19 protein-coding genes are annotated in these 21,575 nt (G+C 39.1%); 10 read left to right on the top strand and 9 right to left on the bottom strand.

Going from position 1 to position 21,575, the window contains the following annotated elements; all coding sequences use genetic code 11:
* Positions 1 to 102: 102 nt before the first annotated feature.
* The 3 genes from WAA15_RS09120 to WAA15_RS09110 are packed head-to-tail and all read left to right on the top strand — an operon-like array spanning position 103 to position 2,344.
* The gene (locus tag WAA15_RS09120; RefSeq protein WP_337042422.1) at positions 103 to 738 is read left to right on the top strand and encodes a polysaccharide deacetylase family protein; all 636 of its coding nucleotides are present in this window, start codon (positions 103 to 105) and stop codon (positions 736 to 738) included.
* A 51-nt stretch (positions 739 to 789) separates the two neighbouring features.
* Positions 790 to 1,329: a hypothetical protein gene (locus WAA15_RS09115; protein WP_337042421.1), complete on the top strand. Its 540-nt coding sequence runs from the start codon at positions 790 to 792 to the stop codon at positions 1,327 to 1,329.
* Between the two features lie 4 nt (positions 1,330 to 1,333).
* Positions 1,334 to 2,344 (top strand): glycosyltransferase, encoded by a 1,011-nt coding sequence (locus WAA15_RS09110; protein ID WP_337042420.1) that lies wholly within the window; start codon positions 1,334 to 1,336, stop codon positions 2,342 to 2,344.
* Positions 2,345 to 2,363: 19 nt separating this feature from the next.
* Here WAA15_RS09110 and corA read toward each other — a convergent pair whose 3' ends face one another.
* Entirely contained in the window at positions 2,364 to 3,446 is a 1,083-nt protein-coding gene (gene corA / locus WAA15_RS09105) for a magnesium/cobalt transporter CorA (protein ID WP_337042419.1), read from the bottom strand.
* Between the two features lie 14 nt (positions 3,447 to 3,460).
* Positions 3,461 to 4,882, bottom strand: a complete 1,422-nt coding sequence (locus tag WAA15_RS09100) for an ATP-dependent DNA helicase (RefSeq protein WP_337042418.1) — start codon at positions 4,880 to 4,882, stop codon at positions 3,461 to 3,463.
* Positions 4,883 to 5,040: 158 nt separating this feature from the next.
* Between WAA15_RS09100 and WAA15_RS09095 the strand changes: the two genes are divergently transcribed.
* The 6 genes from WAA15_RS09095 (at position 5,041) to WAA15_RS09070 (ending at position 11,007) form a co-directional block, all read left to right on the top strand.
* Positions 5,041 to 5,481 carry an NUDIX hydrolase gene (locus WAA15_RS09095; protein ID WP_337042417.1) on the top strand — a complete coding sequence of 147 codons (441 nt, stop codon included), beginning with the start codon at positions 5,041 to 5,043 and terminating at the stop codon, positions 5,479 to 5,481.
* A gap of 76 nt (positions 5,482 to 5,557) precedes the next feature.
* Positions 5,558 to 6,436 carry a DUF3822 family protein gene (locus tag WAA15_RS09090; RefSeq protein WP_337042416.1) on the top strand — a complete coding sequence of 293 codons (879 nt, stop codon included), beginning with the start codon at positions 5,558 to 5,560 and terminating at the stop codon, positions 6,434 to 6,436.
* 35 nt (positions 6,437 to 6,471) lie between these two features.
* Positions 6,472 to 6,927: a pantetheine-phosphate adenylyltransferase gene (gene coaD, locus WAA15_RS09085; RefSeq protein WP_337042415.1), complete on the top strand. Its 456-nt coding sequence runs from the start codon at positions 6,472 to 6,474 to the stop codon at positions 6,925 to 6,927.
* A 90-nt stretch (positions 6,928 to 7,017) separates the two neighbouring features.
* Positions 7,018 to 7,455, top strand: coding sequence for a hypothetical protein (locus tag WAA15_RS09080; RefSeq protein WP_337042414.1), 438 nt, complete (start codon positions 7,018 to 7,020; stop codon positions 7,453 to 7,455).
* A 46-nt stretch (positions 7,456 to 7,501) separates the two neighbouring features.
* Positions 7,502 to 9,967: a bifunctional UDP-N-acetylmuramoyl-tripeptide:D-alanyl-D-alanine ligase/alanine racemase gene (locus WAA15_RS09075; RefSeq protein ID WP_337042413.1), complete on the top strand. Its 2,466-nt coding sequence runs from the start codon at positions 7,502 to 7,504 to the stop codon at positions 9,965 to 9,967.
* Positions 9,968 to 10,029: 62 nt separating this feature from the next.
* The gene (locus tag WAA15_RS09070; protein ID WP_337042412.1) at positions 10,030 to 11,007 is read left to right on the top strand and encodes a formylglycine-generating enzyme family protein; all 978 of its coding nucleotides are present in this window, start codon (positions 10,030 to 10,032) and stop codon (positions 11,005 to 11,007) included.
* 76 nt (positions 11,008 to 11,083) lie between these two features.
* Here WAA15_RS09070 and WAA15_RS09065 read toward each other — a convergent pair whose 3' ends face one another.
* From WAA15_RS09065 to WAA15_RS09050, 4 genes are all read right to left on the bottom strand, one after another.
* Complete coding sequence (locus WAA15_RS09065; RefSeq protein WP_337042411.1) at positions 11,084 to 11,656, bottom strand: dihydrofolate reductase family protein; 573 nt, start codon at positions 11,654 to 11,656, stop codon at positions 11,084 to 11,086.
* Between the two features lie 92 nt (positions 11,657 to 11,748).
* The gene (locus tag WAA15_RS09060; protein ID WP_337042410.1) at positions 11,749 to 12,282 is read right to left on the bottom strand and encodes a DUF4199 domain-containing protein; all 534 of its coding nucleotides are present in this window, start codon (positions 12,280 to 12,282) and stop codon (positions 11,749 to 11,751) included.
* A gap of 113 nt (positions 12,283 to 12,395) precedes the next feature.
* Positions 12,396 to 12,881, bottom strand: coding sequence for a helix-turn-helix transcriptional regulator (locus tag WAA15_RS09055; RefSeq protein ID WP_337042409.1), 486 nt, complete (start codon positions 12,879 to 12,881; stop codon positions 12,396 to 12,398).
* An 11-nt stretch (positions 12,882 to 12,892) separates the two neighbouring features.
* The gene (locus tag WAA15_RS09050; protein WP_337042408.1) at positions 12,893 to 14,038 is read right to left on the bottom strand and encodes a redoxin domain-containing protein; all 1,146 of its coding nucleotides are present in this window, start codon (positions 14,036 to 14,038) and stop codon (positions 12,893 to 12,895) included.
* A gap of 171 nt (positions 14,039 to 14,209) precedes the next feature.
* On the opposite strand from WAA15_RS09050, the gene WAA15_RS09045 reads away from it, so the two are divergent.
* Positions 14,210 to 15,526: a Gfo/Idh/MocA family oxidoreductase gene (locus WAA15_RS09045; protein ID WP_337042407.1), complete on the top strand. Its 1,317-nt coding sequence runs from the start codon at positions 14,210 to 14,212 to the stop codon at positions 15,524 to 15,526.
* Between the two features lie 81 nt (positions 15,527 to 15,607).
* Here WAA15_RS09045 and WAA15_RS09040 read toward each other — a convergent pair whose 3' ends face one another.
* The 3 genes from WAA15_RS09040 to WAA15_RS09030 form a co-directional block, all read right to left on the bottom strand.
* The gene (locus WAA15_RS09040) at positions 15,608 to 16,900 is read right to left on the bottom strand and encodes a TolC family protein (protein WP_337042406.1); all 1,293 of its coding nucleotides are present in this window, start codon (positions 16,898 to 16,900) and stop codon (positions 15,608 to 15,610) included.
* A gap of 178 nt (positions 16,901 to 17,078) precedes the next feature.
* The gene (locus WAA15_RS09035; RefSeq protein ID WP_337042405.1) at positions 17,079 to 20,183 is read right to left on the bottom strand and encodes an efflux RND transporter permease subunit; all 3,105 of its coding nucleotides are present in this window, start codon (positions 20,181 to 20,183) and stop codon (positions 17,079 to 17,081) included.
* Between the two features lie 38 nt (positions 20,184 to 20,221).
* A complete protein-coding gene (locus WAA15_RS09030; RefSeq protein WP_337042404.1) occupies positions 20,222 to 21,334 on the bottom strand; it encodes an efflux RND transporter periplasmic adaptor subunit in 1,113 nt (370 codons plus the stop codon).
* Positions 21,335 to 21,575: the final 241 nt, after the last annotated feature.

The raw sequence follows: 21,575 nt of genomic DNA, 5'->3' as shown, positions 1-21,575 counted from the left end.
ATAAGCAGAAGTAACATGGTTATTTATGCTATTGCTTGCAATTTAGATAAATTCATTAAGTAATTAGAATAAAATTTAAGACTTTTGTAGAAAAAATAATTCATGATACTGCATAAGACAAATTTTCTGATGCGGGCTTTATACCCTGATTTTGTCTGGCGAAAACCCGACACTGATAAGCACATTTATCTTACTTTTGACGATGGCCCTATTCCTGAAATTACAGAATTTGTTTTAGACACCCTCGGGCAATTCAAGGCTAAAGCTACCTTTTTTTGTATTGGCGATAATATCGGCAAACACCCTGATATTTTTGCGAAAGTCGTGCAGGAAGGTCATGCAATTGGCAACCATACTTTTAACCATTTAAGAGGGTGGAACACCGAAGATGCTACGTATTTGCAAAACGTAAAACAATGCGAAATGGCCATCAGTAAAGTCATTAAAACAACCCCTCAAAAAAAGAAATTATTCAGGCCCCCTCATGGACGCATTAAACGCAGTCAGGCAAGAAGTTTATTGCCTGAATATGACATTGTAATGTGGGATGTACTAACTGCCGACTATGATGCCAGCCTAACCCCCGAAACCGTGTTAAGTAAAACTATAAAGTATACCGAAGGTGGTTCAATAGTACTCTTTCATGATAGCATCAAGGCCAACAAAAATATGAGTTATGCACTACCCAGATTTCTGGAACACTTTTCCGAAAAAGGATTTGATTTTCAGACATTTTAAATACTTTTGAGCAAACATTGTTATCTATTTTATTATTAAAAACAACTTATTATGAAAAAAACAAAAGGATTACTGGTATTAATAGCGTTTATATCGGTTATACAAGTTAGTTTGGGTCAAACTAGTTTTACTGAACAAAAAGCAGGGCATATCTACACGCTTTCTGTGCCTAATTACATGGCAAAAACTTTTACCTTAAACGATGTTGCTAGTATGCAGTATCATAATGCTGCCAAAAACGCCTATCTGGTGGTGATTGACGATACCAAAGAAGAACTGGAAATGAAAGGAATAAAGTTTGGCTCGTTAAAAGAATTTCATGATGAAAACATCAAGCAATTATCTGCTGAAGAAAATATGCCGACGGAGTCGGGTCAGACGGAGTTTACTATAAATGGCAACAAGTTTTATCAAAGCCAGTTAAGCGTTACACTTAAAGAAGAAGGTAGTGCAGATGTAAAAATTACGTATCTGGTTACTTACGTTGAAACCAAAGACTATTATTATCAGGTATTATGTTGGTCGCTCACTTCAGATTTTAAGAGTTTGTTAGGCGATTTCAAGAAAATAGCGGCTAGTCTTAAAGATTAAGTCTATGGAATTACCGATAGTTAGCATTCTTATTGCTGCCCGCAATGAAGAAAATAATTTGCCTGACCTGCTGAAGTCGTTAGCTCGATTGTCTTATCCGAAAGAACGTACGCAGGTTCTTTTCGGCAATGATGCTTCAACAGACCAAACACCAGACATTATCAGGCATTTTATTGCTACGCAAGGCAAGCACGAGAGCGCATCTTATCGGTTATTAAATATTGATGGTAATATTGGTAACCTGCGGGGCAAGGCCAATGTGTTGGCTCAATTGGCACACCATGCCATAGGAGAATACCTGCTTTTTACTGACGCAGATGTGGAAGTACCCACAAATTGGGTTGAACAAATGATAGCATTGGCCGACTCAACAGGAAATGCCCAAAAAACAGGGGTTGTTACGGGTATTACACTTGTAAAAAGTGCTAACTGGTTTGAGGCTTGTCAGGCGTTGGAATGGCTGTTTGCGCTCAAATTGATGAAAATCATGGCCGATTACCGTATGCCCTCAACAGGTATGGGGAATAATATGCTGGTATTAGCAGAGGCGTATCAGGCCGTTGGCGGATACGAGCAAATCGGATTCTCGATAGTTGAAGATTATGCCCTGTATAAGGCTATTATTGACAAAGGCTACAATTTTAAACAAGGTTTTGAGCCGTCGGTCATGACTGTTACCAAGCCCCCTCCCAATTACTTTGAGCAACGGAAAAGGTGGGTAGCCGGAGGGCTTTCAACAGGGTCAGGGCTTATTATTCCGGCTTTAATTCAGGGCTTTGCTCTACCTTTACTCATCATAACAGGTTTTTTTGTATGGCAGGTACCTGTATTGCTAATGGGTTTAATTATGTTGGTAAACCTCATAGCAGGCTATAAGATTCTGAAAAAACTACATCTGTTAAGGCTTTTTAAATATATTCCTGTATATACCCTATACATGTATGTATTCTGGTTTTTGCAATTGGTAAGTTATTTTTTACCTACCAAACTGGTTTGGAAAGGGAGAAGTTATTAACTGCTTGTATTGCCCTGCATTAAACATACTTTTTCCATTTGAAATATATCCAGAGTACAAATGTTACGGCTATCATGGCACCAAGTGTATAAAAATACCCGTAATGGTGATGCAATTCGGGCATATTGTCGAAATTCATGCCATAAATACCTGCAATAAAAGATAAAGGCATAAAAATAGCCGTGAATACGGTAAGCGTTTTCATGACCGAGTTCATCTTGTTACTCAGGCTGGTAAGGTAAATGTTCTGAATATTTTCAATCATTTCACGGTAGGTCTCAATTGTGTCGAGTATCTGAATAATATGGTCGTAAACATCTCTCAGATAAATGTTGGTATTGGGCTGGATAAGCGGCGATTCTTCTCTGACAAGCGTGCCAAACATATCTCGCAGGGGCAATGTAGCTTTTCTGACAGTCATTAGTTCCCGTTTGAAACGATACAGCAGATTCTGGTCACTCGAGTTAGGTTCTTCAATAATTTTTATTTCTAAGTCTTCCAGTTTTTCGCCTAGTTTTTCAAGCACAATAAAATAATTATCGACTATCAGGTCGCAGAAAGAGTAATAAAGGTAGTCGGCTCTGCCTTTACGTGTTTTGCCTATCGATGCCTTAAGACGAGCAAAAATAGGCGCAAACACATCCGATTTATGTATTTCCTGAAAAGTTATTACATAGTTTTGCCCCAGTACCAACGATACATGTTCTGCTTCAATCTGGTTAAGTTCTGGGTTAAACTGTAACATCTTTAATACTGTAAAAAGATGATTTTCGCCAAAATGTTCGAGCTTGGGTTTTTGCCCTGTATTGAGCACATCTTCCATTAAAAGTGGATGCAGGTTATATTGCTTGCCGATAGCCGCCACCACAGATACATCATGAATACCATCAACGTCGAGCCAAGTAACGTGCTTGTCGGTAAATGCTGGTCTGCATTCATTCAAATGCTTAATTGGCCGCTCCTGATAGGTCTCTTCGTTAAATTCAACAAGGGTAATTTTGGTGCTTTCCACCACTTCTTTTCCAACGTACACCAAAGTGCCCGGCGACGTAAAGGCTTTCTTGGTGATATAGTTATTTAGTTTTTTATGGCTTTTCGACATATTACAAAAATCTATCAGGCAAAAAAATCTTTATTAAAATTAACCAGAAACACTTCTTTCACGCCACGAGTAATAGCTGTGTAAAGCCATCGGATAAAATCTTTGTCTATCTGTTCGTCAGGCAAGTAGCCTTGGTCAACAAAAACGGCATCCCATTGCCCCCCCTGCGATTTATGGCAAGTAAGTGCATAAGCAAATTTTACTTGTAAAGCGTTCAGATAGGGGTCTGCTTTCAGCATCTCCTGCCGTTCTTTTTTTGATTTAACCCAAAAATAATCCTTCAAAACGCTGTCATACAAGGCTTTATTTTCTTCGGGCGTTAGCGTGGGTGCATTTGAATAAAGCGTGTTTAATATTAGTTTTGAGTCAAATTCGGGTTCATCGGGATAATCAACCAGTTTTAGGGTAGCATTAACAAACCTGAAACCGTGCATTTCTTCTTCTTTGCGTAGTTTAATTACCTCTACAAAATCGCCGTTAGCAATAAAACCCGCTTTGGAGTCGTCCTGCAATACGGTATAGTTATTTCGTACAACCATAAGCATATCACCATTTTCGATTTCACTTTCTGAATAATTAATGGTGTTTCTGATATAACGGTTATACTGAACTGCTGTTTTATTTGAGCGTGTAATAATGGTTGTATTCTCACGCCCATACTTATCATACGCGTAGCGAAGGCCATCTTCCAGACGCTCACCACCCATTTTGTAAAAATCCTTGAATTTGCTTGTAACTAGCTGAATTACAGGGTTCTCGGCTTCAAGCAGGTTGCGTAAAGAGGTGGCATTACTCAAAATTCCTGACTGTTCTTCTTGCCTCATTACTTCTGTCAGGCAATGTTCTGTTAAATCAGTATGATATCGGTTTTTAAGGTGTTCGGCGTTAAGGGCAGGGCTAACAGTCATTTTTACGGGTGGTAACTGGGCTTCGTCTCCAATTAGGAGCAATTTGTTGGTATCCTGTTCAAAAACATAATCAAGCAAATCGTGTAAAAGGCTGTTAGTTCCGAAATCTCTTTCGTCCGAAATCATCGAGGCTTCATCTACAATATATACAGTTCCTTCACTGTTGTTTTTCATGCGTTCAAATACCAGTGCACCCGTATAACTGTTTTCAACCTGCCGATAAATCTTTTTATGAATCGTAAAAGCGTTCTTTTTAGCATAGCCCGACATCACCTTTGCAGCCCTACCGGTAGGAGCCATTAATACCGATTTATAGCCAAACTCTCTCAAAACCTTAATTAAAGTGTTTATAAAAGTAGTTTTACCTGTACCCGCATAACCTTTTAGAAGAAATACATCTCTGAATTTTTCTTCATTGAGAATAAACTCATCCATCAATTCAAATAGTCTGGCTTGTCCGGGGGTTGGAGTAAAAGGAAACTTCTTGAATAATCGTTCAGATGGTTTTATATCTGGGTCAAGATTCATAGATAAAGACACGTTATTTTTATGCAAAGTAAGTATTTATATCAGAGCTTAAAAAGTTCTATATAAATCTGTTATGAAATCAGATAAAAAACATTCTGATTTTCTTGGAATCTCTTGGGTGGCAATCAGTATCTTTGCAAAATTTTTCTTGATTTTCGATGATAGACGATTCGCAGGAAATAGCTAAAAAACTTTATGGTAATCGGCTTCGGGTGCGTATTTGTGGCATTTGTATAGAAGACGGGAAAATTCTGTTAGTCAATCATAGAGGCGTTATAAGCAGTCAGGATGTATGGCTCCCTCCGGGCGGAGGGCTTGAAGCCGGCGAAACCATAACTGCCTGCCTAGAACGTGAATTTCTGGAAGAAACAGGTTTAGTTATTGAGGTGGAGAAATTTCTCTTTAAAAGAGAATTTATACATTTACCTTTACATGCCATCGAGCTTTTCTTTCAGGTTAAGGTGCAGTCTGGCGAGTTGAGAAAAGGTACTGACCCCGAACTAGACGAAGCCAACCAATTGATTAAAGACCTAAGATGGATACCCATTGAAAATAAAACTTTTTTAGCTGAAGACTTATATTTAGCGATAAATGCTTAGATAATCGTTTAAATTTTATTAAAATTGTCAAGAAAACGACAATATTTGTTTAGGAGTATTAAAATCCAGCAATAACTTGGAAGCTACAATTAATAATATTTTACCGAGCTTTGAGATTAAAGATGACCGCTTCGATGTAAGTCAGATAGCCGACAGCCATCTGATGATAGAGGTTGGTCATGACCGTTTTCGTTTTGCTGTTTATAATTCAATTCATAATGTAGTGATGTGGCTCGAAGACTACCACGTGTTTTCGTTGCTGAATCATAATCAGTTGCTCACTACAATGAAGCGTATTTACCAAAGCCATTTGTTTCTGGCAGCTAACTACTGGAAAACCATACGCCTGACTGTAAACACCAATAATTTTACACTGATTCCTGAAGAATACTACCAGAACGACGAAGCTGCTAAATACCTCAATTTTGCCGCTGGTAAAAACCTTACCGAATACGAACAGGTATTCGACTACAAACATAGCCACTTTGGTGTTGTAAATGTATTCAGTATTGAAAAAGACCTCATAGCCTGGATAAAAGAAATGTATCCGGCTAAGAAAATTACCCCTGTGCCTGTTATCAGTACTTTAATTGAAGGTATTGTAAAAGACAAAACTAACAAGGGGCTTCACCTGTATTTTGAAGAAAACTATGTTTCCTTGATTTATTTTCAGGATGACAAACTAAGTTTTTGTAACAGGTTTCAATACAGAACTGCCTCTGACATGGTTTATCATGTGCTTTTTATCATGAACGAATTAGGCTTGGAAACAGAAATGCCTGTAATATTTTATGGAGAAATTACGATTTTTTCGGAAGGTTATATACTTCTGAACAAAACACTCAAAAATATACAGTTTGCTCAGAACCCAACCAAAATAAAGTTCAGCCAATATTTTGAGCAAATGCCCGAGCACCGTTATTACACCCTGTTTTGTTCTTATTACTTGTACTGAAATAACCCGACTTGTATAACCCTAACTTCTGACACATGAAAAAAATTGCTCTTTTCCCAGGTTCTTTTGATCCCTTCACAAAGGGCCATGCCGATATTGTTACACGTGGGCTACGCCTTTTCGATGAAGTTATTATTGGAATAGGGACAAACAGCCAGAAGAAACGTTATTTCTCGTTGGAGTTAATGACACAGAAAATAAAAGAGGCTTTTAATGAAACAGATAATATCAGAATTATTTCTTATGATGACCTGACAGCTAATGTAGCACAAGCCTATGGTGCCAATTTTCTGCTAAGAGGGCTAAGAAACACCACCGATTTTGAGTATGAAAATACTATTTCGCAAGTAAACCGACATCTGAAACAGGAATTGGAAACGGTTTTCCTGATTACCTCACCTGAGTTAGCCCCAATTAGCTCTACTATTGTTCGGGAATTGCATAAGTTTGGGGCTAAAATAAACGATTATTTGCCTTACGATTTGGAATAAAATGCAACCATAAAGCGTTTACATCTAAGCTGAAAATGCTAATTTTGTGTTTTGTTATCAAAATCTGGTGTATGCCTACACCTTACTCTCATGAAAAAAATACTCTTTGCCTTTGTTATTGTATCATTTGTTTTTGCCTGTAAAAGCAATGACAAAGACCCCGTAAATGCGTCTGCCAAGATTCTTACAGCTAATTTCTGGAAACTTGACCGCTTTACTGACCCTCAGGGGAAAGCCGTTTCGACCAGCGAACTTAACTCGCAGGCAAAAGCAATTTTTACTTTTGAATTTGAATTTAGAGAAGATAATGTTACACGTGGCCGAGACCAAGCATCGAAACAAATAGTAAATGCCGGTACTTGGTACCTGAAGCAAAATAACACCATACTTGATATTCAGATTATCGGGTTTGGGGGAGAGTTCAAGATACTAACCTTATCGAACAACAAAATGATTCTACAAGCCGAAAACAACAAATTCATTTCGGCTTCGAGTACAATTAATTTAGAGTTGGTTCCTTCTTTATAAGAGAAGGGCTTTTCTCTGGTGTCAGCTATTTTCTACAACATACAAAGTGAATTTCTTTTCTGAACCTATTTCGACAGAGGCTTCGGTTTTACTGACCGACAGCCGCTTTGTTTCTCAACCTAAGCAAAGCATTTTTTTTGCTATTAAAGGAGAACGCCACAACGGACACAATTTTATAGAAGAACTTTATAATAAGGGTGTTCGGGAGTTTGTTGTTGAAAAAAAAGCTGCAAAGCCCGATTTGCTTACGCAATTTCCTGAGGCAAAATTCTGGCTGGTCGAAAATGGCATAAAAGCCTTACAGAATCTGGCTGCCGAGCATCGTAAAAAATTCAATATACCCGTAATAGGTATTACTGGTAGCAATGGCAAAACTATTGTAAAGGAATGGTTGAGTGCTTTGCTTGCAAAAGACTATACCATTATTAAAAGCCCAAGAAGCTATAATTCACAAATAGGGGTAGGGTTATCGGTATGGCAAATGAACGAAAGCCACACTTTAGGAATATTTGAAGCTGGTATTTCAAAATCAGGCGAGATGGAAAATCTAGAGCCTATTGTAAGCCCTACTATCGGCATTTTTACTAATATCGGTTCAGCACACGACGAAGGCTTCAGAAGTAGGAAACAGAAAGTTACTGAAAAACTCCGGTTGTTTCGTCGGAGTAAAACCCTGATTTATTGCAAAGATTACGAAGAAATAGATGAGGAAATCAGGTTACTTTTAAAAGCAGTTAATCCTGATATTGAACTTATCGGGTGGTCGAAAAGTCAGGAAAGTCCCATTAATGTAAATTTCGTTAAAGCAGCTACTTATACAACAGTTGCCATTAACTGGCAGGCAGAAGAGTATGAATTCAGAATTCCTTTTACCGACGATGCCTCAATCGAAAATGCTACTCATTGTATTTTTGCCAAGTTATTATTAACCCCTAAAGAACAAGATTTAAGCCTGACCGCAGAAGCCCTGATGGCTCTAAAGCCTGTTGCCATGCGTCTGGAACTAAAGCAGGGTATTAACGATTGCTACCTCATTGACGATACCTACAATAACGATTACGCAGGGCTTACTATGGCGTTGAACTTTATGAGCCAACACCATACAAAAAGCCGTAAAGTTTTAATTATCAGTGATTTGCTGCAATCTGGGCTTAGAGAAGTAGAACTATATAAAAGTATTGCCGATTTAATTAAAGGCAGAGAAATAAATGAAGTAATAGGCATTGGAGAAGATATTTCAAGAAATAGCAGATTCTTTGATAATGCTGTTTTCTTTCAATCGACCGAGGCTTTTCTGGAAGAATATCCTGTTAACCAGTTTCACGATAGCCTGATTTTGGTGAAGGGAGCAAGAAAGTTTGCTTTTGAAAAAATTGTCGATAAACTTATTCAGAAAGTACACGGAACTATTTTTGAGATAAACCTTGACGCCCTCACGCATAACCTCAATTTTTACCGTGGTAAAGCAGGAAGCAATACCAAAATTATGGTAATGGTTAAGGCTTATGCCTACGGTAGCGGTAGTGCTGAAGTAGCTAGCTTGCTTGAATACCATCGGGTAAATTATCTGGGTGTGGCTTATACCGACGAGGGTGTAGCGCTTCGTCAGAATGGCATTAAACTCCCTGTAATGGTTTTAAATCCTCAGCCAGAAACCTTTGGTAAACTCATAGAGTATGACCTAGAACCCGAAATTTATAGTTTTAATATTTTTCGTCAGTTCCTTGAGTTTATTAAGTCATTCAGCGAATCGTCGTTTAAAATACATATCAAACTTGATACAGGTATGCACCGTTTAGGGTTTGAAGAACAAGACATCGAAAAACTGATTGAGATATTAAAAGAGCACCCGAATATTGGTGTAGCTTCAATATTTAGCCATCTGGTAGGGGCTGACGAAAGCGAGCATAACGATTTTTCAAGGTCTCAGATTGAACGTTTTAAACGGATGTCTGACAAAATTATTCAGTCGCTTGATTACAGCAATGACAAAACACCGCCATTGCGGCATATTTGTAATTCTGCCGGAATTATTCGTTTCCCCGAAGCCAAGTTTGATATGGTAAGGCTAGGAATTGGCCTTTATGGAGTAGAAGCCACAGGTACAGAACAAAATGCGCTTCAAACCGTGGGTACACTTAAAACCGTTATTTCGCAAATAAAACATTTAAAGAAAGGCGAAACCATCGGATACAGCCGCAAGGGTATACTAGAAAAAGATTCGCAGATTGCCACCATTGCTATCGGCTACGCCGACGGCTTCGACAGAGGCTTTAGCAAAGGTGTAGGCCATGTATTAATTAATGGCGTAAGATGCCCCGTAATTGGCAATGTTTGTATGGACATGACAATGGTTGATGTAACCGAAGTAAATTGCAAAGAGGGTGACGAGGTAATCATATTTGGTAAAGATTTGCCTATTCATGAACTGGCCGCTTCTATCGGTACTATTCCTTACGAAATTCTGACAGGGGTTAGCGAACGGGTAAAACGAGTATTTTATAAGGAATAATCCCTTTTTTATAAAAGAATAAAAGTCGGTAGTATATTTGTGCAACCAAACATTCAACCTCAGTGAAAAAAGTATATTTAGTTTTAACCGCAACTCTTTTGTTTTTTACGGGCTTCCGCGCCGACGATTTCAAACCTTATACCGAACATATTCCGGGCCTACAACATGGTATTGATATGGTGCCTATTCCGGCAGGCGAGTTTGTAATGGGTAGCCCCGAAACGGAAAAAGACCGTAAAGCTGACGAAGGCCCACAGCATAAAGTGAAAATTGATGCCTTCTGGATGGCGAAATACGAAATTTCATGGGAGTTATACGAAACCTATTTCAATAAAGAACTCGAAGTAGCAGACGAAAAAAATACAGCAGAGGTAAAAAGCCGTGTTGATGCCGTAGTGCGCCCAACACAACCTTACGTAGAGATGTCGTTCGGACAAGGAAAAGAAAGTGGTTTTCCGGTTTGTAATGTTACTCAGTTTGCTGCCCGCTCTTTTTGTAAATGGTTATATGCCAAAACAGGACATTTTTATCGTTTACCTACCGAAGCTGAATGGGAATACGCCGCTCGTGCCGGAAGTAAAACTACTTTTTATTTCGGCGATGATGCTTCTCAGTTAAAAGACTATGCTTGGTTCTATGATAATTCAGACGGAGCATATAAAAAATCAGGACAGAAAAAGCCTAATGCGTGGGGTCTTTACGATATGTATGGAAATGTGGCCGAATGGACCTCTGATTTATACGTTGAAGATTTCTATGGTAAACCCGAAGCCACAGACAACCCTTATGTGAAACCAAGTAAGCATTATCCTCATGTGATTCGTGGAGGACATTGGGATGATGACGCCGATAAACTGCGTAGTGCTTCGCGCCGTACTTCAACGCCTGATTTGAAACAGCGTGACCCTCAGATTCCAAAGTCTGACTGGTGGCTGACAGATGCGCCTTTTCTGGGTTTTAGAGTTATAAGACCCGTAAAACAACCATCAAAAGAAGAAATTGATGCTTATTTTGCCCGTCCACCCAAAGATATTCCTTGATGGATTAAACACTAGGCTTGCTGAAAGTTTTCCAGCAAGCCTAGTGTAGTAATGGAATAGGCATCTTTGGGCTATTCTATTCCCTATCTACAACATAATTCAGTTCAACAACCCCAGAAGCAAATTGTTGGGTGTTTAAGAGTTTCAATCTTGTTTTATCTTTGATTTCAGTAAATAAAGGAATACCCTGCCCAAGAATAACAGGATTAACAAACAACCAGTAGCCATCAATTAAGTTCTGTTCTATAAGTGAATGCGTGGCAGTAGGGCTACCAAAAAGCAGAATATCTTCCCCGTCTTGTTGTTTTATTGCATTAATACTATCTGAGAGGTTCTCATTAATAACTGTTGTATTGGTTAAGTCTGCTTCGTTTATGGTTTTTGATAGAACAACTTTATGAATTTTGTTATACCATGCCGAATGCTCAATATCGTGTTGCGACGCCTCAGGCTGGTCTCCGGCAGTAGGCCAGTAATCCTCCATCATTTCATAAGTAGCCCTGCCATACAATGCAGTATCACCTTCACTTATGCGCTTACCAACGTGCGCAAAAAGTTCCTCATCAACTTTGACCCAGTTGAGTTCTCCGTTAGGGCCTGCTACAAAACCATCAAGCGAAATGTGCATAAAAGAAATTATTTTTCTCATGTAATTTTATTTGTTTTGTTGTTTAGCTTTTAAAACTGTCGTTATTACGTTCTTTTTTATATAAAATGCACATTTCTATAAATACTTAGTAATTAGCTCATTAGTGTTACTTTATTCTTCTTTTTTAATATCAAAGCACTTATCAGCGACACAATTAAGCCTATTGGTAAAATTTCCAGATAAGTCAATAACATTACACCGAAAGGTGTCTGATAATACTTGGCATAGCCTTCAACTTCCTTTAATTTATCTTTAATTTCAGCTGCACTAGCACCATTTTCTTTGGCTTGCTGTAAAATATGCTCATTGTATTTTTCCATGAAATCAGGTACAAAAACATAATAATCGACCATCCAGACCAATACATATATCGTGGATGCAATCAGGCTTATATAAATACCTATCTGAAGCGCTTTGCCAAAGGTTATGTGCCCCTCATGATACTTGTCGCGGTAATTTTTAATACCTACAAATACGAGCGAAAATGCCAGCAACATAGAGGCATAGCCTATCAGGATGTTGCCATCAAAATTTCCTGATGCGTAGCAAAAACCTATCGAGGAAACCATAAATGTAGATACAATCAGGCCGGCTATTAAGCCACAAACAATAATGATTTTTTTCATGTGATTTGATTTGGTTTAGGCCACAAAACTGTAAGCTAAAATCATATTTTTAGTCATACTTTTGGGTGATTTTACCAAAGAATCTGTTTTTTCATACGAAAGTATGAGTCATATCAGGGAATAATATTGAGCCTTTTAGCTTTTTCAATGGCTTGTGTTCTACGTTTAACATCCAGTTTCTCAAATACTTTCGAGGTATGTGTTTTAATGGTATTAAGCGACACAAAAAGTTTGAGGGCAATTTCCTGATTGCTTAAACCTGTTGCCATTAATTGCAGCACTTCCAGTTCACGTTTGCTTATGCCTAATTCGGTTAAGATGCTTTCATTAGCCTTGAATATTTCGGGTGCTTCTGCTGCATTTGTTTTCTCAATAATTTGCTCTATTATCTGAACCTGTACTTTAGGCTTGGTAAGTTTAAGTGCCAGCCATATACCTAAAGCGGTAAAAATAAGCGCAATGGCACCAATATATATTTCTAAAGCATGATTAAAAACTATCAGCCGTAACTGAAGCCAATGCATCAGAAACAAAAGTATAGCTAATGAAAAGCCATAAATAATAACATGTTTATACTTGGTTAGCAAACCGGAAATCATCAGGTAATGAGTTAAAAGTATCTTCCTAGTTTTGGATGTTCAACAATCAGTTTTTTCAGTTTCAGATTTTCGATACTTCCCTGTAACGAATATACTACTTTGCCTCCTGGCTCAACCAGAATCGTATAAGGCAAAGCACCATTCCACTTAGGGTCTACGGCTTCAATTAGTTTATAGATATCTGCTTCTTTAAAAATATAGTTCTGAACCCCCGAGTGTTTACTTTGCAAAAATTTCAGTGCTTTATCTTTTTTATCAAGTTTATCGGCCGATAACGATACAAATTCAAAATCACGTGCGCCGTACATCCGTTGTAATTCCAGAAAGTCAGGATACTCCAGAATACAAGGGCCACACCATGTTGCCCATATATTAATCAAACGTAATTTATCCGAATCGTTGCTTACTAATTTCTTTATACCCTCAGTGTCTATTTCTTCTAACGTAACTGGCCTTGACTCCCAGTTTTTTTCATTTTTAGCTTTATATTCTGTATTCCATGCCCATTTTACCGAACACCCAAAAGTCTTTGTTACAGGCATAGTAATTTCTTTGTCAGCCAGCGTAGCATCAATGGCTGCTCTCAGGTCTTCGGCATTGGCCTGCCCGGGTTTTTCAACGGCATCAAGTCGGCCATTATATTTTAAGATTCGTTGAGCGTCAAACACAAACGCATGAGGGGTAGCCACAGGGCCGTATTTGATAGAGACGCTTTCGGTGTCACCATCATACAGATAGGGGAAGTTAAATCCTTTATCCTTGGCGCGGATTGCCATATTTTCGTAATCATCGTTCAGGTCGGTATAGCCTAGCTCTTCCAGAAGTAGAGAGATAGGGCTATTAGGTGAAATAGCCACTACGGCAACACCTTTGTTTTTATAATCGGTAACAATGTTTTTAATACGGTCTTCGTAAGCCTGTGCAGTAGGGCAATGCGTACACGTAAATACCACAACAAGTACTTTAGCTGACGCAAAATCTTTAAGCGAATAGTATTTACCGTCAGCAGCAGGAAGCCTGAAATCAGGTGCTTTTGAACCTATGGCTAGGGTAGGGGTGGGTTGTTTCGGTACTGCTTGTGGATTAGCCTTGAATTTGCCTTGTGAAAAACACAAAATGACAACTAATGTAAAAAAAACAGTAGCAAATGTTTTCATAGATGTAATAGTAGATAGGTAGAATGATAACCAAAGTTAACCCCAAATAATAGTGAATCCAAAATAATTAGCAGGGTTTATCATACATTTTCTTAGGAAACGCTTATAAATTTGAAGAAATAGAATAAATTTGTTTCCTGAAATATTTCAACTCTATAACCTCACAAATAAATGAACTCGAATTTTTCTCGCCGGGATTTTGTAAAGGCTTCTGCGGTAGTTGCAGGGGGCTTATCGGTAACAAGTTTACCTTTTGAATCGGCCGCTAACTCGTCGGTTGATGATACAATTAAAGTAGCCCTTATTGGTTGCGGTGGTCGCGGTACTGGTGCTGCCATGCAGGCCCTTTCTGTGAAACAAAATGTAAAATTAGTTGCGATGGCCGATGCTTTTCGTGACAGAATAGACTCTTGTTACAAAAATCTTACGACTGAGAAAGAGCAAGGTAAGGGAGTGAAAAGCCGTGTAGATGTACCAGAAGACCGCAAATTTGTTGGTTTTGATGGTTACAAACAAGCCATTGCTCTGGCCGATGTGGTTATTCTTACGACACCTCCGGGTTTCCGTCCGATTCACTTTGAAGAAGCCGTTCGTCAGGGTAAACACGTATTCATGGAAAAACCTGTGGCTACTGATGCGCCCGGAATCCGTCGTGTATTGGCGGCTGCCGAAGAATCGAAAAAGAAAAACCTGAAAGTCGTAGTTGGCTTACAACGCCACTATCAGAAATCGTACCTTGAAACTTACAATAAAATTATTAATGAAGGCTTAATAGGTGATATTGTTGCAGCACGCTGCTATTGGAATAACGATGGCGTTTGGGTAAATGAGCGTCAGGCTGGCCAAACCGAAATGGAGTATCAGATGCGTAACTGGTATTATTTTGTATGGCTTTGTGGAGACCACATTAACGAGCAACACATTCATAATATTGACGTTATCAACTGGTTTAAAGGTGGATACCCCGTTGAAGCAGTAGCAATGGGTGGGCGTCAGGTAAGAACCGATAAAAAATTTGGTGAAATATATGACCACCATGCCGTAGAATATAAATATGCCGATGGCATGGTGTTGTCAAGCTATTGCCGCCATCAACCCGGAACAGTTTCAGATGTATCAGAGCATCTGATAGGTACTAAAGGCCGTGCCACAGAAGGTAAAATATTTGACCATAAAGGAAACACTATCTGGCGACACAAAGGTGAAGGCGATAAAAACCCGTATCAGGTAGAACATGATGTATTGTTTGACTGCATTGCTAATAACAAGCCAGTTAACGATGCTGAAAATGGAGCTAAAAGTACGCTGACAGCCATTATGGGTCGTATGGCAAGTTATTCAGGCAAACGTGTAAAATGGGAAGAAGCTCTTAATTCAGAAATTAACCTGATGCCAGATGCCTATACTTGGAATACGCTGCCGAAAACTTTACCGGATAAAGACGGTTGGTATCAGATTCCGATGCCGGGTAAAACCAAAGCTGTTTAATAACCACCGGAGGTAAAAAATAAAACCTGCTATCGACCGATAGCAGGTTTTATTTTACAGCATCACTAACAGAACCACTACTTACTTAACTAGTTCACCGCTTAGGCGGAGTAGCTGTAATTCTGAAATTTTAATATTATATCGGGCATTTGTCAGGCGGTTCAATGATGTATTTAAACTACGTTGTGCCTCATTGATTTCCAGAATGGTTGAGCCTCCAAGTCTGAATTTCTCTAACGAAATTTTCATGTTTTCTTCAGCCACCTGATTATACTCTTCTTCTAGTTTAAGAATTTCTTTATCTGTCTGGTACTGGTTGTAAGCTCTAACTAAATCGTTTTCTAACTGAACAGACCAGTCTTCTTCTTGCTTTTTAGCAATTTCGGTATTGATTTTAGTAGTCTGAATCTGACGGCGGGTAATTTGTCCGTTAAAAATATTCCATGTTAAGCCTACACCCGTATTTAAACCGTAGTTCTGGTTATACAAGAATAAACCAGCGTTGGTTTTACTCAAAGAATACCCTAACGATGAGTTTAGTGTTACTCTTGGCAATTGTAGCGATGCTGCTTCTCTTTGCTGAATAACCGTAATATCTGTTGCTTTTCTGAAAGCCTGAAGAGTCTTATTGGCCGTACGCGCTCTGTTTCTGAGGTCTTCCTGCGAGGGGTCAAAGGTAAGGGCTACTACTTCCTGCACATCAAAGTCCATGTTAGGTTCTCGTGCTAGCAGGTTATTTAACGTAACTTTAGCATTTCTAAGGTCTGTTTTGGCTTGTACCAACAAACTGGTTTGGGTACCTAAATCTGTTTTAGATTGAAGGAAATCCAGTTTTGAGCCTTTACCAAACTGCCAGCGTTGGTCAGTAATATTGAGCCTTTCTTCATAATATTTAATAATAGTTTCCAAAAACCTTACTGTCTGTTTTTGTCTCATTATTTCGTAATAGGCAGCCATTACATTAGCCATTGTGTTTTCCATGGCTATTCTGGTCTGAATCTGGCTTAACTGACTTTGATTTTTAAGGCGGTCATATACCGCATACATACGTTTGCCATCATACAATGTCCATGCAAAAGCTAAGTTTGCCGAAGGTGTCAGGTTCGTACCAAAACGGTTAGTTTCGCTTCCATTGGCTAATACCTGTTTCACTTCGTTAAAGGCAGTTCCGGCATTGCTGTTAAAATCAAGGCGTGGTAACATACCTGCATTACCTTTAAAAACCTGAGTTTCAGCTACCTTTTGTTGAAGCTCTGCAATTTTTACATCATAGTTTTTTTCAAGTGCAATACTGACAGCGTTCTCGAGGGTTAGTGTCTCTTGTGCGAATGAGGTTTGGGCAATGAGTAATAGAAGAATAAAATAATTTTTCACGTTGTTATATTTTTTCTTAGTTTCATTGATTTAGGTTAAACATTTGTTAATGAAACTATTTGAATAATGCATCAGTTCTTTTGTGCTTGTGCTTTACTTTTAGTAGGCACATAGGTCATTCAAATACTTTAAAACAGTATAATAAGGGGGATACCTTTGGTATATCCCCCTTATTATTTTATGCCATTTCATGCTCTGCTTCGTGGGCAATTCTTTCGATTTGTTTCATTCTTTCAAAATCTTTTTTACGAGACAAGAAAGTATAAATAGCCGGAATTACGTATAAAGTCAGAACAAGGGAGAATAATAAACCACCCATGATTACAATACCCATAGACATACGGCTTTTTCCGGCCGAGCCTAAAGCGAAGGCAATCGGAGCGGCACCTAATACGGTAGCTAAGCTGGTCATCAGGATAGGACGGAAACGCATGGCCGCAGCTTCAATGGCAGCTTCTTTGATTTCCATTCCTTTTTCTCTTAACTGGTTGGCAAATTCTACAATAAGGATACCATTTTTGGTTACCAGACCAATCAACATAATCATACCAATCTGGCTGAAAATATTCAGAGTCTGGTTAAAATACCATAGCGAGAACATCGCACCTGCTACTGCTAAAGGCACAGTAAGCATAATAATGAATGGGTCTACAAAACTTTCAAACTGAGCCGCAAGAATCAGGTATACCAATACAAGTGCCAGCAAGAAAGTGTACAAGGTATTAGATGAGCTTTCGGCAAAGTCACGAGAAGAACCTGATAAAGCTGTTCTGATAGACTCATCGTGCAGTTTATCTCTGATGGCATCCATTGCTTTAATACCATCTCCGATAGTTTTGCCCGGGGCTAATCCGGCTGATACCGTTGCACTCATATAACGATTGAAGTGGTATAATTGTGGTGGGCTGCTTTGCTCTTCAGTTTTTACAATATTGTCTAGCTGCACTAATTCACCCTGATTATTTTTTACGAACGTACTTTTCAAATCGAGAGGCTCGTCGCGGTTGGCACGGTCAAACTGCCCAATAACCTGATACTGGCGGCCATTCATGGTAAAATAACCAAAACGTTGTCCGGCAAATGCCAATTGCATATTTTGTGCTATATCGGCTACCGAAATACCCATACTTTTGGCTTTCTCACGGTCGATAGATACCTCTAATTCAGGTTTATTGAATTTCAGGTTCATATCAGATACCACAAAGGTGGGGTCTTTTGAAACCTCTTCCATGAATTTCGGCATGTAGTCGCGTAGTTTTTCAAAGTCAGGTGCCTGAATTACATATTGAACGGGTAGTCCGCCACGTGCATCTACCGAGATAGTCTGTTGCTGAATAGCAAAAGAACGAGCGTCGGGCATACCTCTTAACTTTTTAGTAACAAAGTCAACTATTTCCTGCTGTGAACGTTTGCGTTCTTTTTTATCTTTCAGGGCAACACGAACCATCCCTGTATTGGGCGACCCCGAACCAGAAAAACCAGGGGCTGTGATAGTCATAATACCTTTTGCTTCAGGTATAGAGTCTTGCAACATTTTACCCATTTTTAGCATGTAGTTGTCCATATATTCAAACGACGAACCCTCAGGAGCAGTAGCTGAAATACGGAACCAGTTACGGTCATCTAACGGGGCAAGTTCTTGTTGAATATCTTTTCCGAAAAACCAAGTAATGCCAAGCGTAACGAACAGAATCGGAATAGCCAACCAACGTAGTTTCATGAAACTTGTCAGACGTGTACGATAGCCGTTGATAATGCGCTCGAAGAAAGGCTCTGTTTTTTCATAGAACCACGAACGTTTGTGGTTTTTTCTAACCAGATACGCGTTCAGCATTGGCGTAAGGGTCAGGGATACGAAAGCTGAAATCAATACGGCGGAAGCCAGTACGATACCAAACTCACGGAATAGCTTACCCACAAACCCTTGCATGAAAATTACAGGTAAAAATACCGAAGCAAGCGTGATAGAGGTTGAAATTACTGCAAAGATAATTTCGTTTGACCCTTTAATGGCTGCTTCAATGGGCTTCATTCCTTCTTCAATCTTCTTGTAAATGTTCTCCGTCACAACAATACCGTCGTCAACTACCAGACCCGTTGCCAGTACGATAGCCAGAAGCGTCAGTACGTTAATAGAGTAACCCAGCATATACATAACGAAGAATGTACCAATTAACGAAACCGGAATATCAATCAATGGTCGAACGGCAATAATCCAGTCACGGAAGAACAAGAAAATAATAATTACAACCAGACCAATAGCAATCAATAGAGTTTCGCCAACCTCTTCAACTGAATTTTCAATGAAAACGGTATTGTCGAGCAATACGTCCATTTTATAGTCTTTAGGCAAATCTTTTTTGATTTCAGCAACTCTTTTTCTGATTTCTTTTGAAATTTCAAGATAATTAGAGCCGGGTTGAGGCACAATGGCCAAGCCAATCATCGGAATACCGTTCAGACGTAGAATGGTTTCTTCGTTTTCAGGGCCTAACTGAATTGTACCAATATCTTTAAAACGGATAATTTTATCACCAATAGTTTTCACTATCAGGTTTTCAAAATCTGCTTCATTTTTAAATCTACCTACTGTTTTTACAGTTAATTCGGTGTTGTCGCCTGCTAGTTTACCACTAGGTAGCTCTACGTTTTCACGGTCAAGGGCTTGTTTTACATCTTGTGTAGTTACACCTTGAGCCGCCATCCGGTTAGGGTCCATCCACAAGCGCATGGCATATTTCTTTTGTCCCCAAATCATTACCGAGCTTACGCCCTGAATAGTCTGTAAGCGTTGTGCTACAACGTTTTCGGCCATATCACTTACTTCAAGGTGGGTTCGTGCCTCACTTTGCAGGAGCATACTCATGATAGGGTCTGAGTTCGCATCCGCTTTTGACACAGTCGGAGGGGCATCAATATCTTGTGGTAACTGGCGCACAGCACCAGATACTTTGTCGCGCACGTCGTTAGCTGCACGTTCCATGTCGACTCCTAGCTCAAATTCAACTGTAATCTGGCTTGAGCCTACGTTAGAAGACGAACTGATAGACTTAATTCCTTCAACACTATTAAGTGCTTTTTCGAGTGGTTCAGTAATTTGCGATTCGATAATATCGGCATTGGCACCAGCATAGGCGGTACGCACCGACACCACAGGCGGGTCGATAGACGGATACTCCCGTACGCCCAGATATGTATAACCAATAACACCAAATAAGATGATGATTAAGTTCATCACAATGGCTAATACCGGGCGTTTGATGGAAATGGTTGATATAGACATAGTTTTTTCTTAAGTTTCAATTCAACAACGCTGATACCTTATTTTACAACCTGTTTAACTTTAACAGGAGCATCTTTTTTCAATGCCATAATACCGCTTATAACCAGAGAGTCGCCGGGTACAAGCCCACTAGTAACCTGAATACTTTTATCGGTACGTAAGCCTGTTTCTACCATTTTTTCGGCTACTTTACCGTTCTGCATCACATATACTTTTTTACCTTTCAGTACAGGAATAATGGCTTCGGTAGGTATCATGATTGCCTGCGAAATATCTAAATCGGCAGTTACTTTTACAAACATACCCGGAATAAGCCTGTCGTTAGGGTTCTGAGCAATTGCTCTTACTTTCAAAGTACGCAAGTTCGGGTCAATTTTAGGGTCAATGGCTGCAATATTGGCTGTATAAACATTGTTCTGGCCCTCCACTTCAAATTTTACAGGTGTTCCTAACTTAATCTGTGTTGAATATTTTTCAGGAATTGTAAAGTCTATTTTAACCGGATTAGTTTGCACAAGTGTAGCCAAACTTGTAGAAGTGGTTACGTAAGCACCCATACTTACGTTTTTCAAGCCTATTTTGCCTGAGAAAGGTGCTTTGAGTATGGTTTTTTCGATGCTGGTCTCGATAAATTCTTTATCGGCCGCAAGTGTATTCAAACTGTTAGAGGTAATTTCATATTCCTCACGGCTAATGGCATTAATTTCTAACAATTTCTTCTGGCGAGCATCGGTTTGCTTGGCAAGCTCAATCTGATAATTCAGTTTTTTCAATTGGGCTTGTAAATCAGTATCTTTAATTTTGGCAATTACCTGCCCCGCTGCAACACGGCTTCCTTCTTTAATGTTCAGGGCGGTAATTCTGCCGGCAGCCTCTGGCATTAATTGTACTTCTTCGTTAGGGAAAACAGTACCCGGTGAAGTAACCGAATTATCAAGTTTCTGAAAACTGGTAACAAATATATTCACTGCCGTAGGTTGGCCGCCACCAGCTCCTGGACCTCCGGCTTTACCTTTATCTGAACCTTTGCCTGCTGCTGCTCCGCCACCGCCTGGGCCACCACCCATTTTATCCTCCGGTTTTTTGAAAAATAATATTTTGCCTAGCACTAAAACAACAACAACTGCAACAATAGTAAGTATGGTACGCATGTTAAAATTTTGAGATGAGTAATTTAGGATTAAATGTTAATTGAATATATATAGCTTATATAAAACAACCCAATAATGATACAAACGAAAAAGTATCACTTTTTTTTACGAAAGTAAGTGATTTAACTGATTGTCAGTATAAATAAACGACAAATTAGTCGTTTTTGACGACTATTCAACAAAAAATGTATTATGAGCCGAAACCGCCGGATTTTAAGCCAAAATATACCCCTAAAAGCTA

It is taken from the genome of Emticicia sp. 17c (genome assembly GCF_037153985.1).
GTDB lineage: Bacteria > Bacteroidota > Bacteroidia > Cytophagales > Spirosomataceae > Emticicia.
The sequence above is the reverse complement of the archived record's forward strand: the minus strand, read 5'-3'. Positions and strand labels throughout refer to the sequence as shown.

Excerpts from the sequence above, each read along its gene's own strand:
- WAA15_RS09030 (WP_337042404.1), bottom strand. The coding sequence starts at position 21,334 with ATGCGTACCATACTTACTATTGTTGCAGTTGTTGTTGTTTTAGTGCTA.
- corA (WP_337042419.1), bottom strand. The coding sequence starts at position 3,446 with ATGTCGAAAAGCCATAAAAAACTAAATAACTATATCACCAAGAAAGCC.
- WAA15_RS09055 (WP_337042409.1), bottom strand. The coding sequence starts at position 12,881 with ATGATTTCCGGTTTGCTAACCAAGTATAAACATGTTATTATTTATGGC.
- WAA15_RS09115 (WP_337042421.1), top strand. The coding sequence starts at position 790 with ATGAAAAAAACAAAAGGATTACTGGTATTAATAGCGTTTATATCGGTT.
- WAA15_RS09100 (WP_337042418.1), bottom strand. The coding sequence starts at position 4,882 with ATGAATCTTGACCCAGATATAAAACCATCTGAACGATTATTCAAGAAG.
- WAA15_RS09095 (WP_337042417.1), top strand. The coding sequence starts at position 5,041 with ATGATAGACGATTCGCAGGAAATAGCTAAAAAACTTTATGGTAATCGG.
- WAA15_RS09065 (WP_337042411.1), bottom strand. The coding sequence starts at position 11,656 with ATGAGAAAAATAATTTCTTTTATGCACATTTCGCTTGATGGTTTTGTA.
- WAA15_RS09060 (WP_337042410.1), bottom strand. The coding sequence starts at position 12,282 with ATGAAAAAAATCATTATTGTTTGTGGCTTAATAGCCGGCCTGATTGTA.
- WAA15_RS09035 (WP_337042405.1), bottom strand. The coding sequence starts at position 20,183 with ATGTCTATATCAACCATTTCCATCAAACGCCCGGTATTAGCCATTGTG.
- WAA15_RS09050 (WP_337042408.1), bottom strand. The coding sequence starts at position 14,038 with ATGAAAACATTTGCTACTGTTTTTTTTACATTAGTTGTCATTTTGTGT.
- WAA15_RS09110 (WP_337042420.1), top strand. The coding sequence starts at position 1,334 with ATGGAATTACCGATAGTTAGCATTCTTATTGCTGCCCGCAATGAAGAA.
- WAA15_RS09120 (WP_337042422.1), top strand. The coding sequence starts at position 103 with ATGATACTGCATAAGACAAATTTTCTGATGCGGGCTTTATACCCTGAT.
- WAA15_RS09045 (WP_337042407.1), top strand. The coding sequence starts at position 14,210 with ATGAACTCGAATTTTTCTCGCCGGGATTTTGTAAAGGCTTCTGCGGTA.
- coaD (WP_337042415.1), top strand. The coding sequence starts at position 6,472 with ATGAAAAAAATTGCTCTTTTCCCAGGTTCTTTTGATCCCTTCACAAAG.
- WAA15_RS09080 (WP_337042414.1), top strand. The coding sequence starts at position 7,018 with ATGAAAAAAATACTCTTTGCCTTTGTTATTGTATCATTTGTTTTTGCC.